Below are 17,193 nucleotides of genomic sequence, written 5' to 3'. Positions count from 1 at the left end.
AAAATGTTGTATATGATATGCGCCACAGACACCCCAAACAGTTTAGAAAAACGGCTTGAAGCAAGGCCTGCACACCTTGCCCGCCTAAATGCATTAAAAGATGAAGGCCGATTAATTATAGCCGGGCCATTCCCCGCGATTGATAGCCCAGACCCAGGTCCATCGGGCTTTACAGGTTCGCTAGTGGTGGCGGAGTTTAATTCACTTGAAGATGCGAAAACCTGGGCCGACGCCGACCCTTATATCGACGCTGGCGTCTATGAAAGTGTGGTTGTAAAGCCTTACAAAAAGGTTTTACCCTAATTCGCCAATAATAAATACCATCGATGAGTGGTAAACGAAACATGTCGAAAGCGCACCCAACCATAAGTGCGCTTTTTTATTCCCTCCCCCATTTGAGCAATATAGGACAGTCGGAACAATATAGGACAGTCGCATGTTGCACGATATGGGACAGTCATATTCAATCTGACTTAAACCTGAACTATGTTGGACAGTCATGTTTTGGCTGTCATGTTTTGGCTGAGTTACGCTGAGCATAACCAGACACGCACAGTTACTCGGTAGAAATTCAATCGTTAGTAAGTTGCATTAGTAAGTTGGACAGACACATTTACCGCCAATGCATGTATACCGTACCGAAATCGGACAGTCGCACTTAGGCATTTATTGCCGAAATCGGACAGTCGAACTTATCACTTTAGTTTGACGGTGCCTCGCTAAAAATGCGCGGGTAACTGTATCTTTGTACCTTTGTCGATAGTTGTAGATGTACAGTATGCAGTCGCCAAGGTAAACTTATAATCATTAATTCAGTGTCTGTTCAGTTGTACGCATTACACTGTGCTATGAACAATAATACTAGTGGCGAATTCTAAGCGAGGTGGTGTAGTGAAAATGCTCCGAGTTATGGCTTTATTGCTAGTGGTTTCTACCTCTTTTTCAGGTTTGGCATTCGCCCAATCAAATGGTGAAGGAAGCATTAGTAAAAGCCAAGCGGTTAAGCGCGTTAAAAAGGTCGAAAACGGACGTGTATTAAAAGTCGACCAGACCGGGCAGATTTACCGTGTAAAAGTATTGAAAAAGTCAGGACGTGTAGTCTCTGTGGATGTTGATAAGCGGTCGGGAAAGGTAAACCCATCTCAAAAAAAAGGAAGTAATGAACGCTAATGAGAATTCTTATAGCCGAAGATGACAGCCGTCTTCTTACCCAACTCGATACACTTTTGCAACAAAATGGCTATAGCGTAGATCTTGCTGATAACGGTGAGCATGCGCTTTATCAACTTAATGAGTTCCCTTACGATTTAGCGATTATTGATATAGGACTTCCCAAACTTGACGGCTTTGATGTTATTCGAAAAGCAAGACAGTCCGATATCAACTGCCCTGTATTGATCCTTACTGCCCGAGATAGGTGGCAGGAAAAGGTAGAAGGATTGGATGCTGGCGCCGATGATTACTTAACCAAACCTTTTCACAATGAAGAGCTATTAGCCCGAGCAAAGGCGCTTATTCGACGTGCATCAGGCCAGGCAAATCCGGTAATTACGTTTGGGCCGATTACGTTAGATACCGTGGCGGAAGAAATAAAAGTACAGGGTATCGCGCTTGAGTTGACCGCGTACGAATACAAGGTAATGGAATACCTAATGTTAAACCCTCAAAAAGTTATCTCGAAAACTGAACTTACTGAGCATATTTACGATCAAGATTTCGATTTAGACAGTAATGTTATAGAAGTTTTTATCGGCAGATTACGTAAAAAAATTGACCCTACAGGGGAATTGAAACCCATAGATACCTTAAGAGGCAGAGGGTATCGGATAAGCCGAAGCTTATGAGAAAGCTATCAATAAAACTTCGTACGGTTTTATTTGCGTTAACTATTTTGGCGGTATTTGCACCTCTTACAGTAGTAGTGCTCGATGATGCTTACACCGATAGCCTAACTCAGGCAAAAATGAATGAACTTCGTCTAATGAATTTAGGTTTATTGTCAGCCTTTGAATTAGATGGTGACACACCATACATGCCTGAATTTCTCTATGAAGAGCAACTTAACCTGCCTGATTCGGGTTATATTGGTCTTATAGTATTTAGAAACGAGGTTATCTGGCAGTCGCCCTCTGCGATTGAATACACACTTACCCCCCCTAACTTGCGGGTGCCAGTAGGCAGTGAAGCCTTCGATGAAGATTTTTCTGCGCCATTTGATGATTCACCTTATTTCTCTTATGCGTTTACCGCAGAGTTCGCATCTGATAGCACATTTGAACCTGTACATTTTTATATTTTCAATAATAAACAGCGATTTACAGAAGAACGCCTGGCTTTCATATCTACTACCTGGCAGTGGATGTTGGCACTATCTGGCGCACTTTTACTCTTTATTGTGATTGGAATGAGTTTAATTTTAGCTCCTGTGCGCGCACTGATTGGCGAAATATCGTTAACCTCTCGAGGAAAGCAAAAACAGTTAAATGCCAGTTACCCAAAAGAGTTCGACTCGCTCAAGCAATCGATAAACGCGCTATTACAGGCCGAAGCAGCACAGCGGGCACGATACAAAAATAGCTTAGGTGACCTTGCTCACAGTTTAAAAACGCCTTTAGCCGTAGCATTAGGCACGCCAGGTATTCCAACCTCGGCCGCCGAGCCTTTACATCAAATCGACAGTATTATTCGGCGGCAATTAAAGCGTGTGAGCGCTGGACGCGATGGCTGGCAAACCCCAATTAGAGTGTTTCCAATCATATCCAACGTTGCTGACGCGATGGATAAGGTCTATCGAGACAAGCGTTTAACTATCGATATAGAAGGAGATCAAAACGCGTATTTTAAGGGGGATGAAACAGACCTTTTAGAGTTGTGTGGGAATATTTTAGACAATGCCTGCAAGGCTGCCGAGAAAAGCATCACTGTTCATATTACAGAGCAAGATAACTGGCTATCCATAAGCGTAGAAGATGACGGCCCAGGTATACCTGAACATCAAAAGCAACGACTGTTGGAAAGAGGTAAACGACTCGATACCTATACCGAGGGGCAAGGTATAGGTATGGCCTTGGTCAGCGATTTGATTGCCGCCTATGAAGGGCAGTTACTTATTGAAGACGCCCCACGGGGCGGTGCACAAATCACCCTACGATTTCCTGTTTAATTTAAGCGAGAGGGGTAGTTTTGTCTCCTTCGCTTGAGAGCAATACAGCAAGCCATTTGCTTTCTTCGCGTGATTCTAGGGCAATTTTGACTACCATTGTTAGCGGCACCGAAAGCAACATACCTACTGTACCTAATAACCACCCCCAAAAGATTAACGATAAAAATACAACCAGGGTAGACAAGCCCATACCACGCCCCATGAGTCTGGGTTCTACTAAATTGCCCATAATGGTATTTACTAACACGAAACCCAGTGCGGCAAAGCCAGCAGACGCTGCCCCATATTGAACAAAGGCAATAAGTACAGCGGGCAATGCGGCAATAATTGAGCCGATGTTTGGAATATAATTCAGCATAAATGCTAAAACTGCCCACAACATAAAATGGTCAATTTCCATTACATAAAGCCAGGTACCGATAATAAGCCCCGTCGCTAAACTGACCACAGTTTTAATAGCTAGATAACTGTTTACTGAGCGTATAAAGCGGTCGATATGTTTAAGCTTCATATCCGGGTCGGCCAGCGCGATATGCAAACGCCTCGGTATACTGTCCGCTTCAAATAACATAAAAATAACCGTTAGAAGGATTAGGAAAAGATTCGACAACACCCCCCCCATGCCACTAATGAAATTAGTCGCCATAGACATGGCAGTGGAAGGATCTAGGTGCGAGGCAATCAATTCTCGATTGATATGAATGTTATATTCTGCCAACCTACCGACAATCCAAGCAAATTCAGTGTCTAATTTGGTTCGATACTCGGGTAAGTTTTCTTTAAATTCCGCCATCGATTGGCCGACTAGACCGGCTAAAAGGAATCCGAAAACGACGATGAGCAGTATAACTAATGTTATTGATAGCCATTTAGGCACCCCAAACCTTGATGTCCAATGAATAATGGGGCTGCACGCAATAGCAATAAAAACGGATAAAAAGAAAGGTACCATGATGGTACTGGCGGCTTTGATGCCGGCCATCAAAATGACCAAACAGGCTAAAACAAGTAGAGCTTTCGCAATGGGCGATCTCAGTTCCATGGACATTCTATGCTACATTCCTAATGAAAAACCTGAACACTCTACAACGACTTAGAAGTAACTACAATCAGAGAAAAAGATGACCTTTAATCTAGCCACTATAAAAATTAAAAACCTTAGGTTACGCACATACATTGGTATAAACGAAGACGAAATAATAAATAAACAAGACGTCATTGTGAACGTGAAAATTGACTATGATGCTGAAAAAGCGACGAGTAGCGACAATATGAATGATGCTCTAAATTACAAAACAATCACCAAAGCCATTATTAAGTTAGTTGAAGACAACCGTTTCGCTTTGCTCGAAAAGTTAACCGCAGACGTACTAAGCATTGCATCAGAACATTCTTCGGTGCGATATGCCGAAGTAGAGGTAGATAAACCGCATGCGTTAAGATTTTCAGATTCAGTTTCGCTAACCTTATCGTGCAATAAAACCGAGTAACCTCCTATACTTTAGCAGGGCCTATGATGAATATTCTTATTACCGGCGGGACTGGGTTAATTGGGCGTGCCCTAGTTGCTAAGCTGCAAGACGTGCACGATATCACTGTATTAACCCGACAAACTGCCAATGCACAAAGAACGTTAGGGCCGAAAGTAGCCTTTATTAACAAACTCGATGCAATAAGTGATATTGGCGAATTCCAGGCTATCATCAATTTAGCCGGTGAACCTATTGCGGATAAGCGCTGGACCTCGCACCAAAAACAAAAAATTTGTGATAGCAGATGGGATATAACATCATCGTTGGTTGCAAAAGTGAATAGCAGCGAAAGACCACCAGCAGTCTTTCTTTCAGGTTCGGCCATAGGTTTTTACGGTCAAAAAGGGGCTGAAGAGGTAACAGAGGATACACCTCCTCACGACGAATTTACCCATCAACTGTGCAAAAAGTGGGAAGCAATAGCCTTTACCGCTCAATCAAATGTAACGCGAGTGTGCACCTTACGTACCGGGGTAGTTTTAACGGCAAAAGGTGGCGCGTTAGAAAAAATGGCGCTGCCCTTTAAATTAGGCTTAGGTGGTAAGCTTGGCAGTGGTGAGCAGTATTTATCGTGGATCCATATTAACGACATGGTAAATGCCATTGTTTTTGCTCTTGAAAACCCTTCATGCAAAGGGGCTATTAACATGACGGCTCCAGAGCCAGTAACCAATAAGGTATTTTCACATGCATTGGCAAAGGCGTTATCCCGACCTTGTCTGTTTACCGTACCCGCCTTCGTCATGAAGGTGCTAATGGGTGAGAGTGCAAATATGATACTCGATGGACAAAAGGTTATACCTGCTAAACTCACCACCGCAGGCTTCCAATTTTCGTTTCCAACTCTAGAGGCCGCCCTTGACGACATTTACCGCTAACCTTAACGACAAACACGCTCGACTTTAACTCGATTATGTCGTTTTTGGACAGTCGGATTTTTTGAAATTTTTTGAAATTTTTGGACAGTCGGAAACAGGCTGGTAAATTTGCCGTTATTAGACTGTCCAATAATTTCTACATTTGTTCCGTTACCCTAGCCTTTTGAGCCTACCCCTTGTCATAATTTATATATTTTGGATAGTCGAAAAAACTGTAAAAGTTGGACAGTCGCATTTTGCCCCTCTTTTACTTTTTCGACTGTCTAAAACACGCTAATTTGCATTTATCGTATTATTTGACTGTTCAAATTAATCTTATAGCTCGTTGCTATACCATTTTGCGAAGCAAAGTTGCTGTATTTAAGGTTAATAAACGCCAGCACCCTAACGCACCTAAGGTCCCTACAATCACCGCGCCCGCGACCGGAGCTATAATCCAATATTCTAAATGAAGACTGGCGGTCATTTGAAACACGGAGGTCTGAAGCATATACAAACTCAACTCGTTGGCCAGTGCAGCCATGAAGCCGGCAACAATGCCGATGATGATAAATTCAAATATAACGCTCTGGCGTATTAAGCTTCCCTTTGCCCCTAATGTGCGCAAAATAGCAAGCTCTTGCCTTCGTTCATCCATGCTGGCTTGTACCTGCGCTATTAACACCAAACTTCCTGCAATTAACACCAGAACTAAGATAAATTCAACCGCGACTGAAACCTGCTCAACGATTTCTCTAAGTTGATTTATACGTGCGTCCACATCAAACATAGTAATTGAAGCGAAAGGTTGAAGTAGGTTTGTGAGTTTATCCTTTTCTTCAGTAGGTAAATAAAAGCTTGTTATATAGGTAGCGCTAAACTCTTCCATGGCAGCAGGATGAATAACAAAGAAAAAGTTAGGTTGCATGGTTTGCCAGTCTACTTCTCGTAAGCTAGTTACCTGTGTTTCAACCACTTCACTTCCCACATTGAACGTGACTTTGTCACCCAAATTAATGTTTAGCCGTTCTGCAACATCTGCTTCTACAGAAACCGGGAAAGGCGCAGTAAGAGTATCAACCGCGCTATCCCCGTGCCAAGTTCCTCTTACAACCTCATTACCTTTTTGCAACGTATTGCTCCACGTTAGGTTAGCCTCTCTACCTAAGCCACGCCGGCGCTCGTCATTAGGCTCGTCTTCTTTCGTCACTTCTGTATTGACACGTTCATTATTAACGGCAACAAAACGACCTCGAACGACGGGGTAAAACTCTTCTATTTCTATTCCGTTGGCTGAAAAATGACTGTCCAATATATCTTTTTTATCTTCCGTTATATTAACGAGGAAATAATTGGGTGTCCCTTCAGGGAGTTGTGCGCGCCACTGTGCGATCATGTCATTTCGCATCACCAATACGACAAGCAACAACATTATCGTTATGGAAAAGCTAATTAACTGAACGCTATTGTCCATAGCTCGACGCTTTATACGGGCCCAAGCCAATTGCCACGCGCCAATTTTTCCTGCGCCTAACTTTCGCCCTACTGCAATAAGAATAAATGTTGCTACCAGCAAACCCGCTACCAATACCACGCCGGAGCTAAAGAGTATGGCGCTTATTTTTACATCCTGACTGTACATCAGCATAAGTAAAAACACTGCCCCTCCAGCGGCAAGAAATTGAATTGTTCGCGAACGTAGATTAGAACCTAAATCACGTCTTAATACGCGTAAAGGGGGGATAGAAAACAGCTGCATGAGCGGGTACAACGAAAATAACAAAGCGCAGGTAGCGCCAGTTAAAATTGAAATAATTACCGGTCGCCAATGCCATACAGATAATGAAACATCAATTCTATCGGCAAGCCCCCATACGACCACCTGCTGACCAACAAAACCTACCAATAGCCCAATAACAATTCCAAGTAAGGTAATAAACAATACTTGGAATAAATAGATAGCACGTATAGTTTTCTTTGTGGCGCCTAGTGTTTTCATAATAGCTACAGGATCGAAGTGGCGCTGGCTATAGCGTTGCGCTGCAACTGCAATAGAAACTGCCGCAAGTACGATGGCGAGTAAACTAGCGAGCAAAAAATAGCGCTCTGCCCTTGCAACGGACTGCCCTATAGCAGATTCGTCATCTTCAACCGTTTGCCAGCGATGAATATCAGAATCTAGCTGTGGCTCTAACCAGTCATGAAAGCTATTAATTTCGCTAAACGTCCCCGTAAAATAGCTTACGTAGTTCGCGCGACTACCGGGGCCAGTTACAGAGGTGGCGGCCAAATCGGACAGTCGTATTAACACAATAGGTTCGGTATTAAATACACTGAATCCGGCATCAGGAATGTCGACGAGAACCTTTGCTACTGTAAACACACCATCGCCGATTTCTATTTCATCGCCTAGCTTAACCCCTAGCGATTGGAATAGCCTTGATTGTATCCAGGCTTCGCCTTTTCTAGGAAGCGAAGAAGCGGGGGTTTTAGCTCCAAAAGGGGCATTTGCTACATTGACACTACCTTTTAGCGGGTAATTACCGTTAACAGCCCGAAGATCGGTGAGTGCCATTTCGTCACCAAAAAAAACCATCGAGCGAGTAGACACTCGCTGTGCGGTATTTAAACCTAAATCGCGGGCTTTCATTAACCAGTTTTCGTCTAAAGGCTTGCCCGACCTTAGCTGCGCATCGGCGGCGATAAACGCGGCTGAACGAGATTTTAAAGCGCCTTGGAGACGCTCGCTAAATAAAGATAAAGAAAGCACTGCACTAACGGATAAAATAATTGCGAGCAATATGATAGTTAACTCGCCCCGCTTCGCTTCATGGCGAAATAATCGCCATGCCAAATTCACTGTGGTGTTCATTTTTAATGCGCCTCGTGAACAGGAGATGGTGTAACAGTACTATCCTCCGTTAACTCTCCAGCACTCATAATAAGTTGACGGTCGCAATGATGCGCCAAAGTATTATCGTGCGTCACTAAAACCAACGTAGTTCCCTTTTCACGGTTTAATTTGAAAAGCAGGGCTTCTACTTTTTCACTATTTTTTGCATCTAAATTTCCCGTTGGTTCATCAGCAAAGAGGATTTTTGGTGTGGTAATAAATGCTCGAGCAATAGCGACGCGTTGCTGTTCCCCCCCTGATAGTTGATTAGGGAAGTGATGAGCGCGATGTGCTAAACCTACATCTTCAAGGATACGCATAGCCATTGCCTTGGCATTAGGTAAATTCGCTATTTCTGCTGGAAGCATTACATTTTCAAGGGCGGTAAGGCTTTGCACTAGCATGAAGCTTTGAAAAATAAACCCGACGTTTTTGCCCCTAAAAACGGCACGTTCTTCTTCACCCATAGTATGAAGAGGCGCATCATCTAAAAGTATTTCACCCTCTGACACTTCATCCAACCCAGCCAATAAACCAAGCAGCGTCGATTTTCCCGAGCCGGACGCGCCTATAATAGCAATAGACTCACCGGCCTTGACTTCAAATGAAATTGGGCGAAGGATCTGAAGTGTACCTTCACTCGTAGTTACAAACTTAGTTACGTTGGACGTTTTTATCATAGAGGTCATCAATTCGTGTTTTATTATTTTCGCAACATTGCGTTTATTACTTTACTTAGTCTATTAATACCTTCATTTGCTTACTCAGATCAACGTGATACAAGTAATGAGGTAGAAAAAGCAACGCTATTAATTTTAGGTGACAGCCTATCTGCCGCCTATGGCTTAACGCAGCAAGAAGGATGGGTGAGTTTGTTACAAAACAAATGGTATGACGAGAACATTCCGATTGACGTAGTAAATGCTGCGGTAAGCGGGGAGACGACAGATGGTGGCCTAGCACGTTTACCCAGATTACTCGATCAGCATGGGCCTTCGCACGTACTTATAGAACTTGGTGGTAACGATGGGCTACAAGGCCATAACATTAAAAAAATACGTGAAAACTTGCGTTCTTTGGTAGAAGTTGCCAAACGTGCTGGCGCGGAAGTATTCATCCAAGAAATGCAGATTCCAACGAATTACGGCCGTCGTTATACACACTTATTTACTGAAAGTTTTAGCGAGATCGCTGAACAACAAGATATCAAAAAAATTCCATTTTTCTTAGAAGAAATTGCGCTGAAGCCATCACTAATGCAAGCTGACGGCATTCATCCGAACGCCACAGCACAGCCTATAATAGCGGATTTTATGTTTGTCAAACTTACACCATTAATTAAGCCTGGCAGCGAAAACATGCCGGGCTCTAAATAGTTACCTACGCGAATAAATGAGGCTTTATGGACATCTCACCAATCAACGCTACGCCGGTATCTACCATAGTTCAAAATACACCTTCAAATACTGGGCAACATGGAGGTGTACAGCCACAGCAAGTTGTTGAGCCGGTACAAAAAGTACAACCAACAGAAGCTAACTATAATTCACCCGTGGGTAGTTCAATAGATATTTACGTGTAAAAACCGTACTCAAGCACAGTATCAATAGCGCGGTAAGAGCGCATAATCGTATCGGGTCAACAACCGAGATACGGACATGCCTTTACCGCGATATAAACAAATTAACCTTGATGTAACCCCTTTTTACCACTGCACTTCACGCTGTGTTAGGCAGTCTTTTCTGTGCGGTAAAGATAGTGTGAGTGGGAAAAACTTTGAGCATCGAAGACAATGGGTGGAAGACAGACTCCATCAACTTACCCGCGTATTTGCAATTGAGCTATGTGCGTATGCGGTAATGCACAATCATACCCATCTTGTCGTTCATGTTGCTAAAGCCAAAGCCTACAATTGGAGCATGGACGAGGTGTTGCTAAGGTGGCGTAGCTTTTACAAGTGCCCTTCTGTGGTACAGCGTTACTTACAAGATGAAGCGTCTTTATCTGAGACTGAATACACGCTGGTTATGGAATATGCTGCACAATACCGAGAGCGATTATGCAGTGTTAGTTGGTTCATGCGCTTGTTGAATGAATATATTGCGCGGCGCGCAAATAAAGAAGATAACTGCACAGGTTATTTTTGGGAACGCCGCTTTCGCTCACAGGCTCTTCTAAATGAAAAAGCAGTGATAGCTGCTATGGCCTATACAGATCTTAATCCCGTAAGAGCTAGACTCGCAAAATCACCAGAAGATTCTCATTTCACCAGTATTCGCTACAGAATTAACGCCGATAGAGCTGGGAAAACGCCCCGTTATTTAAAGCCATTTTTCGATGGTTGCAGTTCTGAGAATGACAACCCCCTGCCTATTTCTTTGGTAGACTACTTAACGTTAGTGGATGAAACTGGCCGTGCCGTACGGGAAGATAAAAGGGGTTATATATGTCAGAAACTTGCCCCTATTTTAGACCGACTAAAAATGAAATCATCAGCCTGGTTGACGGTATCAACGCAACTGGAAGCGAAGTTCAGTGGCCCTGTAGGAAGCCCCTTATGTATTGGAAATTTTACCCGCCAGTGCAACTATGGACGACGCCCTCATATAACAAATGCTAAACGCTACTTTATGTAGCGTTTACCTTTACGCTCCGTTTGGTAAGCTAACTTTTCTCGATAGGGAGAGGCGCACGTATGCGTCATACGTTAAGTTTCGCCCCTAAAAGATAAAAATGTCTACCTTGCCCTCAGCTTTTCGTAAGTTTGCTAGTTAAGATTGAAAGAAAGCTTCTACCTACATTCTCTTTAGACAGTCGAAACTAGTTTTCGATTGCAAAAATTCAAAAATTGGACAGTCTAATAAAATTTAGACTGTCCGGTTTTCTCTTCGGTTTCCTCTTCATTCTTTTCTGATATAAAATGACGGGTTGGTGCTACCGCCTCGCTGTAATTTCAGATATCTATCGCGTAATTTAGTTTGCCTTGATTCCATATCTATAAATTCACCATTAATGATCACCACCTCAGCTGACTCGGTGACTTCCAAAGGATCACCACTCCACACAACTATGTCAGCTTTTGCGCCTTCAACCAGTTGGCCTAGAGACGCTTGCATACCAAATATTTGCGCTGGCACTCTGGTCAAGCTAGCAAGCCCTGCCTCGTAAGATAATCCATTGGCTACTGCATTACCCGCATGCTGCGCCGCTAAACGAATATTATGAGTGTCCATGCCAATAGCCACATCTACCCCAGCGGCTTCAAGTCGGGCGGCATTGGACAGTGTTGCGCCCATTTGATCAAACCCACCAGGTAGATTGTATTCGGGGTCAATTATCACAGGTATATTAGCCTTTGCGAGTGCCTCAGCTTCACGCCATGCCTCTACCCCATGCACCAGTACAACGTTAATATTCGGGTGACGCTCTTTAAATGCCACCACTTGTCTAATATCCGCAGCCCTATCAGCCTTCATAAGTAGGGGTGTTTCCCCCGTTATCACACTCTTTAAGGCGCTTACATCTTCACGAGCGTTAACCCCAAACCATGCTTTAGCTGGAGTTAGCGGGGTTTCTAGTTTTTCTACTTCTTTAATCGCGCTTTCTAACATCACCCACAACGATGCACGCGAGCCGCCACTAATCTCTGCACCCCCACTGCCCACATCTACAGTGATAAAAGCACTTGATTTCAAGATAGGCGTTTTTCCAGCTAGGGATATAACTGCACCTTGGCCGCTGAACAAATAGTCTGAGCTCATCATACCTGTAGCCGCCGATGTCATTCCCTCAAGCCGCGTAATATTAAATAGCGAAGAGTCTGGGTTAATGCTGTAACTGACATCAAGGGCGGCGCCTGTTTTGGTAATTGGCGACTGTCCAATACTTGCATCTACCACACCTGAAGATGAAGATACCTCCACTAAGCCTAAAGATGTGTACGCACCGATAAACCCAGGGGTTACTACTTTCCCTGTGGCATCAATAACGGTGTAATCATCGGGCGCAACAAACCCTTTTGATATCTTCTCTACCTTTCCATTTTTGATAAGAACCGAGCCGTTTTCGAGTACGCCCTGTTCTCCCATGGTATGAATTTTACCCCCGACGATTGCGATGTTTTCAGCTTGCAGGGAGGCTGCGAAAAAGAAGCTCGAAATCAAAATAGTAAAGCGTTTCATTTGCTATCTCCTTCGCCTACTTGGCCAATTTCAAAGTCACTGACTGGCCATGTTGTGGGTTCATCCATTGAATACGCCAGACCTCCGTCAATATATACGTGTTCAGCTTTTGTATACGTTGAAAAGGGATTACCACTCCACAATACAATATCAGCTTGTTTACCGGCTTCTAACGAACCTGTTTTATCAAATATTCCTAGCGATTTTGCAGGATTTGAGGCTAGCCAAACCCACGCTTCAGCAATTGAAATATCGAGCCCCGCTCTTTTTCCATCCGACCAGGCCTTCGCAGCTTCTTGATTCAAGCGTTGAATACCTAGGTCGCTATCTGAGTGCACAATAGCGCATGCTCCCGCCGCATGGACGGCAGGGATATTTTCACGAATACCATCGTAGGCTTCCATTTTAAAGCCCCACCAGTCGGCCCACATGGCTGAACATACGTTATTTTCTTTTAATTTATCTGCAATTTTATAAGCTTCTACAGCATGATGAAAGGTGCCTATTTTGTAATCGAATTCTTTCATTACATCCATCATTACCGTCATTTCATCGGCACGGTAACAGTGCATATGTACAAGTATATCTCCACTTAATACGCCTGCTAATGTTTCTAATTTTAAGTTACGTTTTGGGGGTGTAGGATCTTTCCCCGCGTCGAAGTCTTCTTCGTAGCGTTCCCATTGTCGCATATAATCTTGTGCATCGGCCCATGCTTGCCGGTAGCCTGCAACATTGCCCATTCTTGTCATTGGCCCGCCTTTACTACCGTAAACGCGTTTAGGGTTCTCGCCACACGCCATTTTCATTCCATACGGCGCGCCTGGAAATTTCATAGATTGCATAGTGCGATTAGGCAGGTTCTTGAGCACCACCGAGCGGCCACCAACTAAGTTAGCGGAACCAGGCAGTATTTGTAATGTGGTAACGCCTCCTGCGAGTGCACGGGTAAAACCGGGGTCCTGTGGCCATACAGAATGTTCTGCCCATACCTGAGCGGTAACTGGGCTCGTCATTTCGTTGCCATCAGAATGCGAATGCGTGGAGGGAGACGGATAAACACCTAGATGACTGTGGTTATCTATAATACCTGGCGTTAGCCATTTCCCACTTCCATCTATGGTTTGTGTTCCTTTTGGAATGTCGAGTGACTCGCCGCCTTCTGTATCGGCTATGGCGACTATTTTCCCATCGGAAAAGTAAATAGCCCCTTTTTCAATTTTATTGCCTATACCATCCAAAATGGTGACATTGGTAATAACCGTCGGCTCACCGGGAATTGGCGTGTAGGTACTCGGGTAAGGGTCTGGATTAATGGCAACTTTAGCTTCTTGATTTTGCTTCTGCGTATCATCATTACTGCAACCTGTAACGACTAACGAGCAAAAACAAGCCATAGCCAGCATTAGCTTGCTTGGTTTGATGTTCATGTGTGCCCCGCACTTATTTAGTTATTCTTGGAATTTCTGTCGCTAATTATCAGCGTTTCCCAAGATTAGCTAAATGTAAGTGTGGTAACAAGTACGTAACTACGTAGCGTATGACTCTAGTTCAGTTTGACGGCGTAGTACATCAACGATTTCTTGCGCATTGGTAAGGCGACGAATGTCATTGAATAACACTTCCGCTTCCAAATACTGTCTTTTAAGGTAACCACACCACTGTTTAATGCGGTTAGGATAATATCGTCCTTTATCGCCATAAATCTCAAAGCCAGAATATTGAATAAGTAACGCCGCGACTTCTGGCCATGGCATCGGCGTCTCACCATCGCGGATACACTTTGCTAAATTGGGCAACGCAAGTGCACCACGCCCTACCATTAAGTTGTCGCAACCCGATTCTTGTTTACATTGAAGTGCATTCTGCTCACTCCAGATCTCGCCATTTGCCACAAGCGGAATAGATGTATGGGATTTAATTTTCGCTATCCACTCCCAATAGGCAGGTGGCTTATAGCCTTCCACCTTGGTACGCGCGTGAACGACTAGCTCTGATGCCCCAGCCTCGGCTATAGCGCACGCATTTTCGATTGCTAATGACTTATCTTCAAACCCTAGTCTAATCTTGGCAGAAACGGGTTGAGAATCGTCCACAGCGCTTCGTACAGCTTTCACTATGTCATAAAGTGTTTGCGTATCTTTTAGTAAGACTGCGCCCCCTTTACTCTTGTTTACTGTTTTTGCTGGACACCCGAAGTTTAAGTCTACACCAGGAGAGCCCAATTCAATTGCAGTTAGTGCATTTTCAGCAAGCCACTGAGGGTGCTGCCCTAATAATTGAACGCGTACTGGAACGCCGGAAGGTGTTTTTCCTCCGTTCGCCAATTCTGGGCAAATCCGATAGAAGGTTTTTTTCGGTAGTTTTTGCTCTACCACGCGAACAAACTCTGTCACACATTGGTCAAACCCGCCTACGCGAGTAAGCATATCTCTCATCAGGTGATCAACGACTCCCTCCATCGGGGCCAACATTATTTTCATGACAGTGTTATTCGCTCAGTAAAGGTCAAAAATTGGGCGCGAGAGTGTAGCAAAATCCCATATAGCTGGCCATGAAATTCGTAAACCGATAAAGACAAGTAGTCGCGCGATGTATAGCGCATATGACAAAAGTAAACATACGATAACTATTAGCTAAATGAATCCTATTGCGACTGTCCAACTTTAGGATTTCAACTTTAGGATTTAATTGTGACTGTCCAACTTTACGAAAGTTGGGTTAATTGCGACTGTCCTACTTTACGATTTATGACTGTCCGATTTTAGTTGCGATTTGAGTGGGCTTCGGCTTTATGAGGCGTTGGTTGATGCGGTGTTTTTGCTGACTAGTTAACGTTGACCAGGTAGCTATTTCGGCTAACGTACGATGGCAGCCGATGCATGTATCATGCTCGTTTACTTTGCAGCAGCCTCTGCAAGGTGAAGTAGTATCTAAATAATCAGACATGGTTATTGGGGTTTATTTCGTTAGGGCTCTTCACGTTTGTTATACGTTCTATTTGGCTGGCCACTTGTGTTGAGGGATTCTGACACTGCCAAAGGCACACGTGAACGCCAAAGGTATCGTTTAAGTGGCGATTGAATGCGTCTTTTGAACTAAATTCCCCCGCAACTAATTGTTGGCGGAGCCCATCATAAATTAATGCTGAAAACGAATACATAACTTGCCCCTTCATATTGAAGAAACAAATATACATCTAGACGTCTAAAATTACAACTTTAGACGTCCAAACATCTAAACGTCTTTCTATCTACAGTCGCTACACAATAGCTGAAATAGCGGCTTTAACTGCTGCTATCTGGGCTAAATTACATACCTGCGGTGTCGCATTATCGCTGTCTGGGTAAACTTCTGTCGTGGTAACAAACTTGGCATCAGTCATACCCCCACACAAAAATAGAGCTTTTTTGTCGTAACAAATAACCCCTTCTGATACCACATCCGCACCGATAATTTTTCCATGTTCATCCGAAGGCGCGATATGGGTAACAGTTTTTACCGCATCAATAATAGCGCGCTGGAATTCCAACTGGGGATTAGCCGTAGGCGCAACGGTATAAAAACCATCTGGGATCGACCAATCCTCATAAGTTGTGCCTTCTTTAGCAGCGAGGGCGGGTCTAAATTCGGAATTATCGGTATCCGTCGTCTCGTGAAGATCTATATGAACATCGAAAGAGGTGGGCAAGGATCCTACAAACGTCATTATCTGCGCTGCCTCGGGGGCTGGCGAGTCTGAGTAAAAAGAACGATTCGGATCGATAGCTAAGGGGTTCCATCTATTGATGGTTTCATAACCCCAAGGGCTGATACAAGGTGCCACCACCACGTTGGCCTTCGATGCGTAGCGCTCTAAATATTCGTTTATAAATTGCAATGCCCCTTGAACACCGCTGGTCTCATATCCGTGCACACCTCCGGTAATCAATACAGAAGGTTTACTCTCATCAAAAGATTCAGGCACCACGGCGTATAGTGGGTAGCGAGATTCATCATAAGGTAACGCACCATACTGTACGCGCTTAAACCCTTTAGGCAGAACAGATAGTTTAACTACCACTTCGTCAGCATAGCTTCTTTTAATCGACTGCGCGTTTCGCCACGCTTCTTTTTCTTCTGCGCCCCAAGGCTTACCTGGCGTGCCTATAAAATAGTGTTCCATAAAAATCCTCTTTGCATTTTCGTTTATGGTATCAAGATGATGAGCGCTTGTAAGGGGAAAGAATAATACGCAGATAGCAGGCAGTAAAATAATCGTGACAAAAAAAAAGACCAGCAAGCGCTGGTCTTTTTATATGGCGTCCCCTAGGGGATTCGAACCCCTGTTACCGCCGTGAAAGGGCGGTGTCCTAGGCCTCTAGACGAAGGGGACTGAAAATGATTCATTGAAAGCATAACTTTCAATATTATTAGTAAACAATGTTGACCAGTGTACCGAATAACTTGCATATTTTACTAACTTTTCAGTCAGAAGTTGGATTAACAACTCCAGCCTATTTCACAGTATTAACCGACTGTGACGCGATATAAATGGCGTCCCCTAGGGGATTCGAACCCCTGTTAC

18 protein-coding genes and 1 tRNA gene are annotated in these 17,193 nt (G+C 43.9%); 9 read left to right on the top strand and 10 right to left on the bottom strand.

Translation table 11 applies throughout. From position 1 onward, the window contains the following. The first annotated feature begins 3 nt into the window (after positions 1-3). The 4 genes from GTH32_RS07160 to GTH32_RS07145 all read left to right on the top strand — a co-directional run bounded on the left by GTH32_RS07160 (position 4) and on the right by GTH32_RS07145 (position 3,163). Positions 4-303: a YciI family protein gene (locus tag GTH32_RS07160; protein WP_163084560.1), complete on the top strand. Its 300-nt coding sequence runs from the start codon at positions 4-6 to the stop codon at positions 301-303. A gap of 594 nt (positions 304-897) precedes the next feature. Continuing rightward, positions 898-1,170: a PepSY domain-containing protein gene (locus GTH32_RS07155; RefSeq protein WP_163084643.1), complete on the top strand. Its 273-nt coding sequence runs from the start codon at positions 898-900 to the stop codon at positions 1,168-1,170. Next, positions 1,170-1,844 (top strand): response regulator transcription factor, encoded by a 675-nt coding sequence (locus GTH32_RS07150; RefSeq protein WP_163084559.1) that lies wholly within the window; start codon positions 1,170-1,172, stop codon positions 1,842-1,844. Before GTH32_RS07155 ends, GTH32_RS07150 begins: the two co-directional genes overlap by 1 nt. Continuing rightward, the gene (locus GTH32_RS07145) at positions 1,841-3,163 is read left to right on the top strand and encodes an ATP-binding protein (protein ID WP_163084558.1); all 1,323 of its coding nucleotides are present in this window, start codon (positions 1,841-1,843) and stop codon (positions 3,161-3,163) included. Before GTH32_RS07150 ends, GTH32_RS07145 begins: the two co-directional genes overlap by 4 nt. 1 nt (position 3,164) lies before the next feature. Here GTH32_RS07145 and GTH32_RS07140 read toward each other — a convergent pair whose 3' ends face one another. Beyond that, positions 3,165-4,211, bottom strand: coding sequence for an AI-2E family transporter (locus tag GTH32_RS07140; protein ID WP_163084557.1), 1,047 nt, complete (start codon positions 4,209-4,211; stop codon positions 3,165-3,167). A 73-nt stretch (positions 4,212-4,284) separates the two neighbouring features. On the opposite strand from GTH32_RS07140, the gene folX reads away from it, so the two are divergent. Both folX and GTH32_RS07130 read left to right on the top strand, forming a co-directional pair. After that, entirely contained in the window at positions 4,285-4,653 is a 369-nt protein-coding gene (gene folX, locus GTH32_RS07135; protein WP_163084556.1) for a dihydroneopterin triphosphate 2'-epimerase, read from the top strand. A 26-nt stretch (positions 4,654-4,679) separates the two neighbouring features. Further along, entirely contained in the window at positions 4,680-5,573 is an 894-nt protein-coding gene (locus GTH32_RS07130) for a TIGR01777 family oxidoreductase (protein WP_163084642.1), read from the top strand. A gap of 328 nt (positions 5,574-5,901) precedes the next feature. Here the strand turns inward: GTH32_RS07130 and GTH32_RS07125 are convergent, their stop codons facing one another. After that, a complete protein-coding gene (locus GTH32_RS07125; RefSeq protein WP_163084555.1) occupies positions 5,902-8,424 on the bottom strand; it encodes an ABC transporter permease in 2,523 nt (840 codons plus the stop codon). Positions 8,425-8,426: 2 nt separating this feature from the next. Further along, positions 8,427-9,125: an ABC transporter ATP-binding protein gene (locus GTH32_RS07120; protein WP_163084554.1), complete on the bottom strand. Its 699-nt coding sequence runs from the start codon at positions 9,123-9,125 to the stop codon at positions 8,427-8,429. A gap of 15 nt (positions 9,126-9,140) precedes the next feature. On the opposite strand from GTH32_RS07120, the gene GTH32_RS07115 reads away from it, so the two are divergent. The 3 genes from GTH32_RS07115 to GTH32_RS07105 all read left to right on the top strand — a co-directional run bounded on the left by GTH32_RS07115 (position 9,141) and on the right by GTH32_RS07105 (position 11,081). Then, a complete protein-coding gene (locus GTH32_RS07115; protein WP_163084553.1) occupies positions 9,141-9,821 on the top strand; it encodes a GDSL-type esterase/lipase family protein in 681 nt (226 codons plus the stop codon). Between the two features lie 26 nt (positions 9,822-9,847). After that, positions 9,848-10,027, top strand: a complete 180-nt coding sequence (locus GTH32_RS07110) for a hypothetical protein (protein WP_163084552.1) — start codon at positions 9,848-9,850, stop codon at positions 10,025-10,027. A gap of 178 nt (positions 10,028-10,205) precedes the next feature. Further along, entirely contained in the window at positions 10,206-11,081 is an 876-nt protein-coding gene (locus GTH32_RS07105; RefSeq protein ID WP_343033395.1) for a hypothetical protein, read from the top strand. 264 nt (positions 11,082-11,345) lie between these two features. Here the strand turns inward: GTH32_RS07105 and GTH32_RS07100 are convergent, their stop codons facing one another. From GTH32_RS07100 to GTH32_RS07070, 7 genes are all read right to left on the bottom strand, one after another. Then, positions 11,346-12,626: an amidohydrolase family protein gene (locus GTH32_RS07100; protein WP_163084550.1), complete on the bottom strand. Its 1,281-nt coding sequence runs from the start codon at positions 12,624-12,626 to the stop codon at positions 11,346-11,348. Further along, complete coding sequence (locus GTH32_RS07095) at positions 12,623-14,056, bottom strand: amidohydrolase (RefSeq protein ID WP_163084549.1); 1,434 nt, start codon at positions 14,054-14,056, stop codon at positions 12,623-12,625. Before GTH32_RS07095 ends, GTH32_RS07100 begins: the two co-directional genes overlap by 4 nt. 99 nt (positions 14,057-14,155) lie before the next feature. Next, a complete protein-coding gene (gene dusC / locus GTH32_RS07090) occupies positions 14,156-15,109 on the bottom strand; it encodes a tRNA dihydrouridine(16) synthase DusC (protein WP_163084548.1) in 954 nt (317 codons plus the stop codon). Between the two features lie 265 nt (positions 15,110-15,374). Next, the gene (locus tag GTH32_RS07085; protein ID WP_163084547.1) at positions 15,375-15,575 is read right to left on the bottom strand and encodes a DUF1289 domain-containing protein; all 201 of its coding nucleotides are present in this window, start codon (positions 15,573-15,575) and stop codon (positions 15,375-15,377) included. Further along, positions 15,568-15,789, bottom strand: a complete 222-nt coding sequence (locus GTH32_RS07080) for a hypothetical protein (protein ID WP_163084546.1) — start codon at positions 15,787-15,789, stop codon at positions 15,568-15,570. The genes GTH32_RS07085 and GTH32_RS07080 overlap by 8 nt, the downstream gene beginning before the upstream one ends. 99 nt (positions 15,790-15,888) lie before the next feature. Beyond that, positions 15,889-16,791, bottom strand: a complete 903-nt coding sequence (locus GTH32_RS07075; protein WP_163084545.1) for a M14 family metallopeptidase — start codon at positions 16,789-16,791, stop codon at positions 15,889-15,891. Between the two features lie 134 nt (positions 16,792-16,925). Beyond that, a tRNA-Glu gene (locus tag GTH32_RS07070) sits at positions 16,926-17,001 on the bottom strand. Positions 17,002-17,193: the final 192 nt, after the last annotated feature.

It is taken from the genome of Alteromonas profundi, assembly GCF_010500865.1.
Classification (GTDB): domain Bacteria; phylum Pseudomonadota; class Gammaproteobacteria; order Enterobacterales; family Alteromonadaceae; genus Alteromonas; species Alteromonas profundi.
Note: the sequence above shows the minus strand (reverse complement) of the source record. Positions and strands in the feature narration are given on the sequence as shown.

What these genes read in the sequence shown, in the direction of transcription:
- GTH32_RS07125 (WP_163084555.1), bottom strand. Translation starts at nt 8,424, where the DNA reads ATGAACACCACAGTGAATTTGGCATGGCGATTATTTCGCCATGAAGCG.
- GTH32_RS07075 (WP_163084545.1), bottom strand. Translation starts at nt 16,791, where the DNA reads ATGGAACACTATTTTATAGGCACGCCAGGTAAGCCTTGGGGCGCAGAA.
- GTH32_RS07100 (WP_163084550.1), bottom strand. Translation starts at nt 12,626, where the DNA reads ATGAAACGCTTTACTATTTTGATTTCGAGCTTCTTTTTCGCAGCCTCC.
- GTH32_RS07155 (WP_163084643.1), top strand. Translation starts at nt 898, where the DNA reads ATGCTCCGAGTTATGGCTTTATTGCTAGTGGTTTCTACCTCTTTTTCA.
- folX (WP_163084556.1), top strand. Translation starts at nt 4,285, where the DNA reads ATGACCTTTAATCTAGCCACTATAAAAATTAAAAACCTTAGGTTACGC.
- GTH32_RS07120 (WP_163084554.1), bottom strand. Translation starts at nt 9,125, where the DNA reads ATGATAAAAACGTCCAACGTAACTAAGTTTGTAACTACGAGTGAAGGT.
- GTH32_RS07130 (WP_163084642.1), top strand. Translation starts at nt 4,680, where the DNA reads ATGAATATTCTTATTACCGGCGGGACTGGGTTAATTGGGCGTGCCCTA.
- dusC (WP_163084548.1), bottom strand. Translation starts at nt 15,109, where the DNA reads ATGAAAATAATGTTGGCCCCGATGGAGGGAGTCGTTGATCACCTGATG.
- GTH32_RS07080 (WP_163084546.1), bottom strand. Translation starts at nt 15,789, where the DNA reads ATGTATTCGTTTTCAGCATTAATTTATGATGGGCTCCGCCAACAATTA.
- GTH32_RS07150 (WP_163084559.1), top strand. Translation starts at nt 1,170, where the DNA reads ATGAGAATTCTTATAGCCGAAGATGACAGCCGTCTTCTTACCCAACTC.
- GTH32_RS07085 (WP_163084547.1), bottom strand. Translation starts at nt 15,575, where the DNA reads ATGTCTGATTATTTAGATACTACTTCACCTTGCAGAGGCTGCTGCAAA.
- GTH32_RS07140 (WP_163084557.1), bottom strand. Translation starts at nt 4,211, where the DNA reads ATGTCCATGGAACTGAGATCGCCCATTGCGAAAGCTCTACTTGTTTTA.
- GTH32_RS07095 (WP_163084549.1), bottom strand. Translation starts at nt 14,056, where the DNA reads ATGAACATCAAACCAAGCAAGCTAATGCTGGCTATGGCTTGTTTTTGC.
- GTH32_RS07145 (WP_163084558.1), top strand. Translation starts at nt 1,841, where the DNA reads ATGAGAAAGCTATCAATAAAACTTCGTACGGTTTTATTTGCGTTAACT.
- GTH32_RS07110 (WP_163084552.1), top strand. Translation starts at nt 9,848, where the DNA reads ATGGACATCTCACCAATCAACGCTACGCCGGTATCTACCATAGTTCAA.
- GTH32_RS07160 (WP_163084560.1), top strand. Translation starts at nt 4, where the DNA reads ATGTTGTATATGATATGCGCCACAGACACCCCAAACAGTTTAGAAAAA.